The sequence below is a fragment of the Pseudomonadota bacterium genome (assembly GCA_023229365.1).
In the GTDB taxonomy this organism is placed as follows: domain Bacteria; phylum Myxococcota_A; class Polyangia; order JAAYKL01; family JAAYKL01; genus JALNZK01.
The window spans coordinates 19429-31737 of record JALNZK010000058.1; the positions used below are offsets into that span (position 1 = coordinate 19429).

At 70.8% G+C, this 12309-nt stretch carries 11 protein-coding genes; 1 reads left to right on the plus strand and 10 read right to left on the minus strand.

All coding sequences use genetic code 11. The features are described from left to right. Position 1: 1 nt before the first annotated feature. From M0R80_19710 to M0R80_19735, 6 genes are read right to left on the minus strand one after another with little or no spacing between them, the layout of a single operon-like run. The gene (locus tag M0R80_19710) at positions 2-1381 is read right to left on the minus strand and encodes a UDP-N-acetylmuramoyl-tripeptide--D-alanyl-D-alanine ligase (protein MCK9461862.1); all 1380 of its coding nucleotides are present in this window, start codon (positions 1379-1381) and stop codon (positions 2-4) included. Next, positions 1378-2913 (minus strand): UDP-N-acetylmuramoyl-L-alanyl-D-glutamate--2,6-diaminopimelate ligase, encoded by a 1536-nt coding sequence (locus tag M0R80_19715; protein MCK9461863.1) that lies wholly within the window; start codon positions 2911-2913, stop codon positions 1378-1380. Before M0R80_19715 ends, M0R80_19710 begins: the two co-directional genes overlap by 4 nt. Further along, positions 2894-4942 carry a penicillin-binding transpeptidase domain-containing protein gene (locus M0R80_19720; protein ID MCK9461864.1) on the minus strand — a complete coding sequence of 683 codons (2049 nt, stop codon included), beginning with the start codon at positions 4940-4942 and terminating at the stop codon, positions 2894-2896. The genes M0R80_19715 and M0R80_19720 overlap by 20 nt, the downstream gene beginning before the upstream one ends. Continuing rightward, positions 4939-5418 (minus strand): cell division protein FtsL, encoded by a 480-nt coding sequence (locus M0R80_19725; GenBank protein ID MCK9461865.1) that lies wholly within the window; start codon positions 5416-5418, stop codon positions 4939-4941. The genes M0R80_19720 and M0R80_19725 overlap by 4 nt, the downstream gene beginning before the upstream one ends. Next, positions 5415-6353 carry a 16S rRNA (cytosine(1402)-N(4))-methyltransferase RsmH gene (gene rsmH / locus M0R80_19730; protein MCK9461866.1) on the minus strand — a complete coding sequence of 313 codons (939 nt, stop codon included), beginning with the start codon at positions 6351-6353 and terminating at the stop codon, positions 5415-5417. Before rsmH ends, M0R80_19725 begins: the two co-directional genes overlap by 4 nt. Before the next feature lie 11 nt (positions 6354-6364). Further along, positions 6365-6790, minus strand: a complete 426-nt coding sequence (locus tag M0R80_19735) for a division/cell wall cluster transcriptional repressor MraZ (GenBank protein MCK9461867.1) — start codon at positions 6788-6790, stop codon at positions 6365-6367. A 283-nt stretch (positions 6791-7073) separates the two neighbouring features. Here M0R80_19735 and M0R80_19740 point away from each other — a divergent pair, with 283 nt between their 5' ends. Further along, a complete protein-coding gene (locus M0R80_19740; GenBank protein MCK9461868.1) occupies positions 7074-7652 on the plus strand; it encodes an AgmX/PglI C-terminal domain-containing protein in 579 nt (192 codons plus the stop codon). On the opposite strand, the gene M0R80_19745 is transcribed toward M0R80_19740, so the two are convergent. The 4 genes from M0R80_19745 to M0R80_19760 all read right to left on the minus strand — a co-directional run. Beyond that, positions 7636-9108, minus strand: coding sequence for a hypothetical protein (locus tag M0R80_19745; GenBank protein MCK9461869.1), 1473 nt, complete (start codon positions 9106-9108; stop codon positions 7636-7638). The two genes, M0R80_19740 and M0R80_19745, sit on opposite strands and share 17 nt — an antisense overlap. Next, the gene (locus tag M0R80_19750) at positions 9092-10075 is read right to left on the minus strand and encodes a hypothetical protein (GenBank protein ID MCK9461870.1); all 984 of its coding nucleotides are present in this window, start codon (positions 10073-10075) and stop codon (positions 9092-9094) included. Before M0R80_19750 ends, M0R80_19745 begins: the two co-directional genes overlap by 17 nt. A gap of 31 nt (positions 10076-10106) precedes the next feature. Further along, complete coding sequence (gene dnaK, locus M0R80_19755; protein ID MCK9461871.1) at positions 10107-11930, minus strand: molecular chaperone DnaK; 1824 nt, start codon at positions 11928-11930, stop codon at positions 10107-10109. Positions 11931-11958: 28 nt separating this feature from the next. Further along, positions 11959-12309: tetratricopeptide repeat protein (locus M0R80_19760; GenBank protein MCK9461872.1), on the minus strand; the 351-nt coding region annotated here is incomplete at its 5' end.

Below are 12309 nucleotides of genomic sequence, written 5' to 3' on the forward strand. Positions count from 1 at the left end.
GTTACTCCTCGCTCCCGCGCAGGGCCCGCACGACGGCGTCCATGTGCATCCCGTGCGAGCCCTTGATCAGGATCGCGTCGCCCGGCTCCGCGACCTCGAGCGCCGCCGCCCCGGCCTCGTCCCGGCCCTCGACGTGGCGCCAGGCGTCCGCTGGAAGGCCGGCGTCGACCGCCGCCTCGCCGAGAAGGCGCCCGCCCTCGCCGAAGGTGACGAGCCGCCGCAGGCTCGCGCAGGCGGCCGCCCTGCCGATCCCCCGGTGGGCCGGCACCGAGGACGCGCCGAGCTCGAGCATGTCCGCGAGCACCGCAATCCGCCTCCCTGGGGGCGCGATCTCCTCGAGCGCCTCGAGGGCCGCGCCCACGGAGGACGGGTTGGCGTTGTAGGTGTCGTCGATGACGACGGTCCCGCACGCGCCGCGGCAGACGAAGAGCCGCCCCGGCGCCGCGGCGACCGCTGCGCAGCCGCACGCGACGTCCTCGACCGTGCAGCCGAGCGCGATCCCAGCCGCGGCCGCGGCGACCGCGTTGGCGGCGTTGTGCCGTCCGGCGAGCGCGAGCTCGACCTCGATCTCGACGTCGCGGATCCGCATCCGGACCGCCTGCCCCGCCCCGCCCCGGGCACGCCTTTCGAGGAGGCGCACGTCCGCTCGTGCCGACGCGCCGTAGGTCAGGACCTTCGCGCCGGCGGTCGGCATCGCCGCGACGCGCGGATCATCCAGGTTGACCACCGCGGTCGCCGCCGCGCCGAGCCGTGCGAACAGCTCGCCCTTCGCGCGGGCGACGCCCTCGAGGCTGCCGAGCTTCTCGAGGTGCGCCGGGCCGACGTTGGTCACGAGCGCGACGTCGGGCAGCACGAGGCGCGTGAGGAGCGCGATCTCCCCGAAGTCGGAGCACCCGAGCTCCAGGACGGCGCGCTCATGCGCGGGTTCGAGCTCGAGCAGCGTCAGGGGCACGCCGATGTGGTTGTTGTAGTTCTTCTGCGGCTCGAGCGTCCTCGCGCTCGCGCCGGAGACGGCGGCGACGAGTCTGCGCGTCGTCGTCTTGCCGGTGGATCCGGTGACCGCGGCGACCCTTCCCGTGAACCTCCGCCGGTTCTCGAGGCCGAGGCGCTGCAGCGCCTCGAGCGGATCTCCGACGACGATCTGGGCGGCCGCGATCCCCTCGATGGGCCGCGACGCGAGGATCGCCACGGCGCCGCGCGTCACGGCGTCCCCGGCGAAGTCCGCCCCGTCGGCCTTCTCTCCCTCGAGCGCGACGAACAGCGCGCCCGGGACCGCCTCCCTCGAGTCGATGATGACGGCGCGAAGCGCGACCGCGTCCTCTCCGCGCAGCGTGCCGCCGCAGATCTCCGCGACCCCGCCCGTCGTCCACGTCCCTATCATGCGCGGCCCCTCGGCGCTCGCGCCGCGACGGCCGTCGCCGCCTGCTCCCGATCGTCGAAGTGGATCTTCTCGGTCCCGAGGATCTGGTAGTCCTCGTGGCCCTTGCCCGCGATGAGCACCGTGTCCCCGTCGCGCGCAGCGCCTACCGCGAGCCGGATCGCCGCCGCTCGATCCGGCTCCACGATGTAGCCGGAAGGTGCGCGCGCGATCTCCGCGGCGCCGATTTCCTGGAGCCCGCCGTCCAGGACGCCCGGCACGATCATGTCGATGATCGCGCCCGGCTTCTCGGTCCGCGGGTTGTCGGAGGTCACGACGGCGACGTCCGCCGCGCGCGCCACCGCCTCGCCCATCCTCGGGCGCTTCGACGGGTCGCGATCGCCGCCGCACCCGAAGACGCAGAGGATCCGGCCGGGGGTGATAGGGCGCAGCGCCGCGAGCACCCGGGCCAGCGCGTCCGGGGTGTGCGCGTAGTCGACCAGCACCGCGACGCCATCCGCGCACGGCACGCGCTCGAGGCGGCCGGGGACGGCGGCGAACCCTGAGAGCCCGTCGCGCGCGCGCCCGGCGTCGGCGCCGAGCTCGAGGCAGATCCCGAGCGCGAGCAGGAGGTTCGAGAGGTTGTGCGCGCCGACCAGCGGCGACGCGAGCGGGATCGTGCCGTTCGGCGTGACCACCTCGACCTCGATGCCGCGGGCGCTCATCGAGGGGGCGCGGGCGGGCCTCAGATCCGCGGCCTTCGCGGGATCGCAGGAGACGCGCAGCACGTCATGGCGCATGGCTCGCACGATCTCCTCGCCGAACGGATCGTCGACGTTGATGACGCCCCGCGCCTTGGAGTTCTGCGAGATCGCGTCGGTGAACAGGAGCATCTTGGCCGCGGCGTAGTCGGCCATGCTCCCGTGGAAGTCGAGATGATCCTGCGTCAGGTTGGAGAAGGCAACCACGTCGAACGCGCACCCGCGCAGCCTTTGCAGCGCGAGGCCGTGAGACGAGACCTCCATGACGAGGTGTGTGGCGCCCGCGTCGGTCATCTCGCGCGCGATGGACTGGATCACCGGCGCCTCCGGCGTCGTGTGCGCGGCGTGCCAGCGCCTCCCTTCGAACCGGTACTCGACGGTGCCCATGACGCCCGGCCTTCCGCCCTCGGCGCGAAGAGCTGCCTCCACGAGGTAGGTCGTCGTCGTCTTGCCGTTGGTCCCGGTGATGCCCGCGACAGAGAGGTCGCGCGTCGGATCGCCGTAGCAGACCGCCGCCGCCTCCCCGAGCGCGCGCCGGGTGTCCGGCACCACGATCTGCACGACGGTGGGAGGGGCGTCGACCGCCTCGGAGACGAGGAGCGCGGCCGCGCCGTTCGCGATCGCCTGCCCCACGTACTTCCGGCCATCGGCCGCGGATCCGGGGAGCGCCGCGAAGAGGAACCCGTCGCGCACCTCGCGTGAGTCGTGGGTCACACCGAGGATCCGGAGCTCGGGATCGCCGACGATCGCGATCGCGCCGACGCGCGCGGAGATTTCAGAGACTCGCGCCATCATCCTCATCCGCCGACGGGTCGGCCGGAACCGGCTGGAAGTTGACCTGCACGAAGCCGCCCGCGTCGATAGGCTCGTCGGGGCCGGGAACCTGCTCGGCCGCGATGCCGGTCCCGAGGAACACCGGCCGCAGCCCCGATGCGGACAGGGCGACGAGGGCGTCCGACATGCTCTCGCCGAGGAGGTCCGGCGTCCGAATCTGCCCCGGCTCGAGCGCCGCGGGGGCGATCTCCGGGGCGGCTCCCGCGGTGCTCGCTCCCTCGCCGGCGTCCTTGGGCGCCGCCTTGCCCTTCGCACCGTGCTTCGCCGACGCGCTCTTGGTCGCGATCCGCGGCGGGACGCCGAGGTACCTGAGGCTCTGGTCGGCGATCCTGCGCACGGTCGGCGCCGCGACGACCCCGCCGTACTTGCTGATGAGGGGCTCGTCGACGACGACGGAGATCAGCAGGCGCGGCTTGTCCGCGGGGACGAACGCGAAGAACGAGGAGACCCACTTGTCCTTCGCGTAGCCGCGTCGCCCCGCGGACTTCTGCGCGGTCCCGGTCTTGCCCGCGACGAGGAAGCCGTCGAGCGACGCCTCCTCGCCGGTGCCCCCGGTCTCGGTGACGGCAGTCATCATGTCGGCGACGAGCCGCGCCGTGTAGCGGCTCACCACCCGGCGACGGATCGAAGGCGCGATCTGGCGGATCGTCTCGCCGTCCGCATCGCGGATGCTCTTCACGAGTTGCGGCTGCATCAGGTTGCCGCCGTTGGCGATAGCGCCGAGGGCGGTCGCCATCTGCAGGCCGGTCACGCCGATGCCCTGGCCGAAGGCGATGGTGGCCGCATCGACGTCGTACCATTTTTTGAAGTGCGTGAGCATGCCGGCCGACTCGGAGGGCAGCGCGACGTGGGTGCGCTCCCCGAAGCCGAACCGCCGGATGTAGTAGTAGAACCGCTCCTTGCTCAGGAGGGCCGCGATCTTCGCGAAGCAGATGTTGCTCGATCGCTTGAGGCACTCCGTCGGGTTGAGCCAACCGTCCCGGTGATCGTCGTGGATGACCATGTCGTACATCTGCATGCGGCCGTTCTCGCAGAAGATCTTCTCGGACGGCGGGAGCTTGCCCGAGTTGAACGCCGCGGCGAGCGTGAACACCTTGAACGTCGACCCGGGCTCGAAGACGTCGAGCGCCGCGCGGTTCCTGCGCTGCTCGAGCGTCGAGGTGCCGGCGAGGTTCGGATCGAACCCCGGCCAATTCGCGAGCGCGAGGATCTCCCCGGTCATGGGATCCATGACGATCGCGTGGCCCGACTTCGCCTCGAAGACGCGGACGGTGCTCTCGAGCTCGGTCTCCGCGATGTGCTGCAGCTGGGAGTCGATGGTCAGCTGGACGGTGTTGCCGACCATCCCGTTGAGGCCGACGAGCCCCTCGGAGAACACGATGCGGCCGCGGGCGTCGCTGACACCCTTCGCCGCCTCGCGATCGCCCCGGAGCTGGTCGTCGAGCTCCTTCTCGACCCCATCCAGGCCATCGGAGTCCACGCCCGCGAAGCCGACGACGTGCGCGGCGAGGTTGCGATTCGGATAGTAGCGGCGGCTCTCCTTGACGAGCTCGACGCCCGGGAGGCGCAGCGCTCGGACCGCCTTCGCCTCCGACGGCGAGATCCGCCGCTTGATCCACACGAACTTCTTCTTCGCCGCGAGCTTGCCGTGGAGCGACGTCTCGTCGCGCCCGAGGATCGGCGCGAGCGCCCGGGCCGCCTGCGCCGCGTCCTCGACCCGGCGGGGGTCGGCGTAGCACGAGTCGACCTGCGCCTCGCTCGCGAGCTCCTTGCCGTGTCGATCGACAATCGCGCCGCGCCTCGCCGCGAGCGCGATGCTGCGCGTGTACTGGTCGTCGGCGAGCGCCGCGAGCTCACCCTGGCGGGTCACGCCGAGGTCCCAGGCGCCGTGCGCGACCGCGGCGGCGCCGACGCTCATCGCGAGCATCAGGAGGACGATTCGGACGCGCGTCCAGCCCGCCCTGCCGAGCGGCCGGCCGAACGGCGTCACAGCGCCCCTCCGGAGACGGAGACGAAGCGGCGCGCCTCGCCGATCACGATGATCCGATCGTGTCCGGGGACCGCCATGCCGAGCCGCTCCCGCGCGTCCGCCTCGACGCGGGCCGGCGACTTGAGCGAGGCGAGCTCCAGGCGGAGCTCTCGCTGCTCGAGGAGGAGACGGGACTGGCGCGCCCGGGCGGCGCTCGTCGCGTACCCGAGCTCGATCCCGTCGAAGCGCACGTGAAGGTGGAAGACGAACGCGGCCGCGGCCGCGAAGACGGCGAGGCTGAACAGCACGAGGTACCCCGGGCCGAGGGACGCCGGACGCGCCGAGGCGTTCGAGCCGTGGGCCGCACGGTCGTCGGGGGTCGAAGGGCGCTTGGCGCGCGGTGCCGTGGGCCGGAAGAGCACGTAGGTCCAGCGGCTCGGCGCGCGCTTCTCCGGGCGGCGGTTGCGGCGTTCGAAAAGGCGCGAGATGAGGCTCACCGCACCCTCCGTATCGCCCGGACCTTGGCGCTGCGCGAGCGCGGGTTGGCGGCCCGTTCCCTCGCCGTGACGCGGACGGAGCGGCGCGTGACGTACTCGGCGAAGGGCGCCGGGCAGTCGCACACCGGGATCCCCGGAGGGCAGCGGCACGGCGAGACGAGATCCGCGAAGCGGCGCTTGACGAGCCCGTCCTCGAGCGAGTGGAACGAGATCACGGCGACGCGGCCGCCGACCGCGAGCGGGGCGGGGAGGGCGTCGAGCAGGCGCTCGAGCTCGCCGAGCTCGTCGTTGACGGCGATGCGGATCGCCTGGAACGTCCGCGTCGCGGGGTCGATCCCGCCGGCGCGCTTCGGGCCCATCACGCGGCGGACGGCCACCGCGAGATCGGCGGTCGTCGCGAGCCCGCCCGCCTCCTCCATCCGCTTGATGGAGCGCGCCACGCGGCGGGAGTAGCGCTCCCCGCCGAAGCGGAAGACGAGATCCGCGAGATCGTCCTCGCTGGTCCGCGCCAGGAGCGCGGCCGCGGTCTCGCCGGAGGTCGTGTCCATCCGCATGTCGAGCGGTCCGTCGTGGACGAAGGAGAATCCCCGTCGCGCCGCGTCGAGCTGGTGCGACGAGACGCCGAGGTCGAGCACGAGGCCGTCGAGCGCCGCCATCCCCGCCTCGGCCATCAGCCGTTCGAGATCGGAGAAGCGGCCGTGGCGGACGACGACGCGATCGCCGAAGCGCTCGAGGCGCCGGGTCGCCGCGTCCACCGCTTCGAGATCGCGATCGATGCCCAGGAGCCGCCCGTCCGGAGCGGTCGCCTCAAGGACGCGCTCCGCGTGGCCGCCGCCGCCTATCGTCGCGTCGCAGAAGGTCTCGCCGGGCTGGGGCGCGAGCAGCTCGAGGATCGTGTCGAGCGCCACCGGCTGATGGTCGAACGGCGCGTCCATGATCGCTCCACCTAGAGGTCGAACCCTGCGAGGTGTCGCCTCACCTCGTCGATGCGGCCCATCGCCTCGGCCTCTGCCTTGCGCCACTCCTCCGGCTGCCACAGCTCGACGATGCGGTTCATCCCGAGCCACACCACGTCCTTGCCGATGCGCGCGAACTCCCGGTGCGGGGGCGGGATGAGGACGCGGCCGTGGCCGTCCAGCGGGCACTCCACCGCGTTGGCGACGTAGAGCCGCTTGAGGACGGTCACGCCCGGGTCGAACATCGGCTTGGCGGCGAGCTTCGCCTCGAACTCCCGCCAACCGGTGAGTGGGTACACGTCCAGGTGCGGATGCTCGGAGTCCAAGGCGTAGGTCACCACGATCCGATCGTCCGTGAGCCCGGCGATCGCCTCCCGGAATCGCACCGGCAGGCTCGCGCGGCCTTTGCCATCCACGGCGTGATCGTATCGTCCCTTGAACACGAACTATCCCACTTTCTCCCACGAAAATGCATTTCAACGAAGCCACAGTGAACGGGCCAAGTCAATTTATTTGTTGAAAGTCAAGTAGTTGAAAATAACCTCGGAAAAATGCGACAGATGGCGGGGCCTTGTAGTTGTCTAATTTCAAATAGAAAATCGAGCAAGTGCGAGTGGGAGCAGGTGGGATTGCTATGTAGTTGTTCGGAGGGTGGCGTGTGCTACACTTCAACCCGATATGAGACCGGAGAGCCCCAGCTTGCCGCCTGCCCGATCCGGCGGCAACAAGACCGTCTTGGTGCTCCTCGTCGGCGGCGTGCTGATCCTCGGGATCGCGGTTTTCGTCTACATGAGCCGGAAGACGGACGCTCAGCCGGTCCCTGCCGAGCCTATCCCCGAGCAGATCTACGCCGCCCCCAAGCCGCTCGTGGTCGAGCCGTCGCGACCGATCGTCGACCGCGCTCCGGACGCCGGCGCCGGGGTCCTCCTCGCCGACGAGAACGTGCAGAAGAAGACGCCGAAGGGCGGGTACCAGGAGAAGCTCGGCACCATCGATACCGCGGCGGTGAACAGCTTCGTGAACGCGCGGTTCGGGCAGGTGCGCGCGTGCTACGAGCGGCGCCTCAAGTTGAACCCGCTCCTGCAGGGCGATCTCGATCTGAACATCTCCATCGCGTCCTCGGGCAAGGTGACCGGCATCGCGGTGACGGCGGACACGGTCCGCGACGGGGAGATGCTCGAGTGCGTCCGGCGGACGATCCGCGGCTGGACGTTCCCGAAGCCCGACGGCGGGCGCGCCATCGTCGCGAAGAACTTCAAGTTCAAGAAGAAGGTCTAGCCGCGCCGCGCGAGAGCCCGGCCACGCCCGAGCGGATCACCGAGCACTGCTCCGCCGTGAGCCGCTTGGGGCCGAAGCGCGCCGACGCGGATCGGGAGTGCATCAGGAGCCACGTGCGGGCGTCGCCGTCGTCGTCCGGGTGCCGCAGATCCCCGAGGAGCAGGTGGGCGATCTCGTGGGCGAGCGCGTAGGCCTGCCGCGCCCTCTCGACGCCGCGGCGATCGAGGATGATCGCCGGGCCGACCGAGCCGCCCGGGAGGAACGACTCGCCCTGCTTCGTCGCGCCCGAGAACCTATCGACGACGAAGAGGGAGACCGCGCCGCTCTCGGGATCGCGGAACGATCGGATCAGGGTGCGCTCCTCGAGCGTGCCGACTCCGAGCTCCTCGGCGCCGTAGGACGACAGCCCGTCCGCGAGATCCACGGCTCCCAGCGCGAGCGGCTGCTGGGGATCGGTCGTGAGCGGCGCGCCGGCGCCCGCCCAAGGCGCCACCGAGGCGAGCGTCCCGTCGCGGCGCCGTACGACGACGTCGGCGGTCGGCATCGCCTGGCGCGCGGCGCGCGGGTTGATCGAGACCAGCGCGCAAAAGCCGGCATCCTCGAGCGCCCTCGCGAGCAGCCGCGCGGTCTCTTCCGGCGTGTTGCCCCTGCCGATCCGAAGAGGGCCCAACCTCGTCCCGTCCGCCGCGAGCCGGGCCTCGCCCCCCGCCGCGACGAGCCCGTACGGGCCGCCGACGTGGAGGAGCGAGGATCCGGGCGGATCCTCGACGGCCACGCTGGAGTACGCTGAAGGATCGATCTCGACGTGGCACTGGGCGAGCACGGCGTCGGCGACTCGGAGCTGATCCGCCGCGACCGCCCTCGCGCCGCGATCGTCTCCGCCGACGACCGGCTGCCCGCCGGGCGCCGCGCGCAGCACGAACGCGCGGAGCGGGACGGTCAGGATCTCGAGCGGTCCGGCGCCCGCCTTGCGCGAGCCCACGGTGCGCGCCGAGGCCGAGGACCGCTCGGCGCCGCGGCGAACCCGCAGCACGACGACGTCCCCGAGCCGCACGACGAGCGCCCTGCCCGAGAGCCAGGGCGCGCCGCGATCCTCGCGATCCGCCACGGCGACGAGCCACGGTGTTTCGTAGGAACCGTCGGCCGCGCGCGCGAGCGGGACGTCCCCGATGGCGTCGCGGACGCGCGACGTCGCGGGATCGACGCTCGCGATCGACGCCCGGATCGAAGGTCCTCGCCGCGCGCGGCTTCTCACGACGGCACGAAACCGGGCCGGCGTCGCGTCCGCCGGCTCGTCGTCCGTCGTCGGACGGTACACCGCCAGGGCGCCGCCCGCGGGGATCGTCCCCTCGGCGGAGAGCCACTCGACCTCGACCCCTCCACCCCCGCCGGCCTCGCCGATGCCCGCGGCCGAGAGCGCCGCGGCGAGCGCCACGGCCCTAGCGAATGATCCCATCTTGGAGCAGCTGGTTCAGGATGCGGCAGGTGTCGAACCGCGACAGCCCCGAGATGTCCACGACGTCCTCGAAGCTGCTCATGCCGTCGATCCGCGACAGGACGAAGCCCGTGGCGGCGTCGAGGTTGCGCCAGACGAGCTCGTGCGGCGAGACGGCGACCTTGGGTACGCGATCGAAGGAGCCGATGCGCGACTCGTACATCCCCATGAGCACGCGCCGGCACTCCTTGGCGACGCGCTTCACCTCGGAGTCCTCGCCGCCCGACTTCGCGATCTCCTCCGCGACCGCGAGGGCGCCGGAGTAGTCACCGAGCTCGAGGCGCTCCCGCATCTGCGTGCGGCGATCGTCGGGCGACAACGAGACGCGAGGCAGCTTGCTCGTCCGCCTGCGCGGCCGGCGCACCTCGGGCGGCTCGTCGACGATCGGCTGGAGCGCGTCCGGGCTGGAGCGGCGCCTCTCGTCCGGCGTCACGGAGATCCGCGACTTGCTCTTCCGGACGAGCTCCCACCTCGGCGGCTCGCGGTCCTCCGCGGGAGGATCCTCGCGGCGCGGCGCGGCGGGCTTCCTCTTGCGCACGCCCGGGGGCGCCTGGGAGGGCCGGGGCATCCCGCTCTGCGTCGCCCGAGCGCTCGATAGCGGGATCTGGTGTGCCGGCACGGGAGGGGGCGCCGGGAGGCCGGGCTTCGAGGAGACGTGGCGCTCGACCGGCGTGCGCGGCGCCTCGTCGACGATGGCGATGTCCACCGCGCCCTGCTGCAGGAGCATCTGCTGGGAGTCGCTGTGCGGCTCCGGCTCGTCGTCCGAGAGGGGTGGGTGAGCGCCCCCCCCGTCGACGGCGTCGACCCGGATGCTCGAGCCCTTCTCGACGGGCTCGTTCGGCAACGTCCAGCCGTCCTCGATGTCGTCGAGGAGGCCCGCCTTGTCGAGCGACTGCACCCAACGGTTTGGCGTCTTCGCGTCGTCCATCGCCTCGCCACCCGCCGCGTCGGCGCGATCCCTACGACCTGGCCAGCACCCCTTTGAACATCTTCTGCGTGCGCTTCAACGTGTCGATCGTTTCCGCGAGCTGCGCTTGGTCCTTGTGGCTGATCGCCTGCTTGGCCTTCGCGATGAGATCGTGCGCCTTCGAGAGCGCCTCCTGGCCGAACTCGGATCCGGCCACGACCTCCTCGACCTTGGGGAACATCCGGTCGAGCTCGCGGATGATCTTCTCCGCGTCCTGGCGCGCGTCGTCGAACCCTTCGCTGGCGCGGCGCTCGACGAGGTAGTCCTTGCTTTCGTCGACCATCGCCTTGACCTCCTCCTCGGTGAGGCCCGAGGTGGCGGTCACTGTGATCGACTGCTTGAGGCCGGTCTCGAGATCCTTCGCCGAGACGGAGACGATGCCGTCGGCGTTGATCTCGAACGTGACCTCGACCTCGATATGGCCCTTCGGCGCCTTGCGCAGCCCGGTCAGGTTGAACTCCCCGAGGAGCTCGTTCTCCTCGGCGCGCTCGCTCTCGCCCTGGAGCACGAGGATCTTCACGGCGGTCTGGTTGTCGCGCACGGTCGTGAAGACCTTCGAGCGGGACGTCGGCACCGTCGAGTTCTGCGGGATGAGCTCCTCGAGGAATCCGCCGACGATCATGATGCCGAGCGTGTGCGGCGTCACGTCGAGGAGGAGCATCTCGTGGGTGTGGTCGACGAGCGCGCGCCCCTGGATGGCCGCCCCGAGGGCCACGACCTCGTCCGGGTGGACGCCCTTGCACGGCTCGCGCTCGAAGTACGCCGCGACGGCGCGCTGCACGGCCGGCATCCGGGTCATGCCCCCGACCATCACGACGTCGTCGATGTCCGGCTTGCCGACCCCGGACTCGCGCAGGGTGGCGGCGCAGATGTCGACGGTCCTGTCGACGAGATCCGAGCACAGCTCTTCGAGCGTCTCGCGCCGCAGGGTCCTCTGCAGGTGCAGCGCCTCGTTCTGCCCGATGGAGATGATGAAGGGCAGGTTGATCTCGGTCTCGACCTGGCTCGAGAGCTCGACCTTGGCCTTCTCCGCCGCGTCCTTGAGCCGCTGGAGCGCCATCCGATCCGAGCGCAGATCCACGTTGTGATCCTCGAGGAACCCTTCGACGAGCCAGTCCATGACCCGCGCGTCGAAGTCCTCGCCTCCGAGGAACGTGTCGCCGGCCGTGGAGATGACCTTGAACACCTCGTTCGCGCCGATCTCGAGGATGGAGATGTCGAACGTGCCGCCCCCCAGGTCGTAGACCGCGACCAGGCGATCGATCTTCTTCCCGAACCCGTAGGCGAGCGCCGCGGCCGTCGGCTCGTTGATGATCCGGATGACGTCGAGCCCGGCGATCGTGCCGGCGTCCCGGGTGGCCTGGCGCTGGTTGTCGTTGAAGTACGCGGGGACCGTGACGACCGCCTTGTCGGCGGGCTCGCCGAGGTAGTCCTCCGCGATGATCTTCATCTCCTGAAGGATCATCGCCGAGACCTCGGGCACCGAGTACAGCTTGCCGCGGAGCTCGATGCGAACGTCGTCGTGGGGGCCCTCCGTGACCTTGTACGGCGCGGTCTCCTTGGCCGCGGCCACGGGCGGCGAATTCCACTTTCGGCCGATCAATCTCTTCGCGGCGTAAACGGTGTTCTCCGCGTTCGTGATCGCTTGGCGCTTCGCGATGTGCCCGACGAGCCGCTTGTCGGCTTCGGTGACGGCGACCATGGACGGCGTCGTCTTGTAGCCGCCGCGGTTCGGGATGACCGCCGGCCCGTCCCCCTCGACGACGGCCACACAGGAGTTCGTGGTCCCGAGATCGATACCGATCACCTTTTCCATGCCGCGATATCCCCTTTGAAGGCGGTAGTTACGCCCTGCAGAGCTTGATCCGCTTTTTTATCTCCTTGTTGTCCGGCTCCAGCCCGAGCGCCCTTTCGAAAGCCTCCGCAGCGCGCTCTTTGTCCTTCGACAACAGGAGTATTTCGCCTAGAGTAACGAAATACTTGGCCCGCTGTCCACCCAAACCGATGACCTCTCGGGTGAGTTGGAGCGCCTTTCGCAGGTCCATTCTACGCTCCACGAGAAGCTCCGCGAGTTGGTGGCGCGCATCCACGTTCGTCGGATCGACGGAGATCGCCTTCTCGAAGTGCGTGCGGGCGACCTCCGGATCGCCGTGCTGGCGTTCGTACCGGGCCTGGCGCAGGTACCCGAGCGCGAG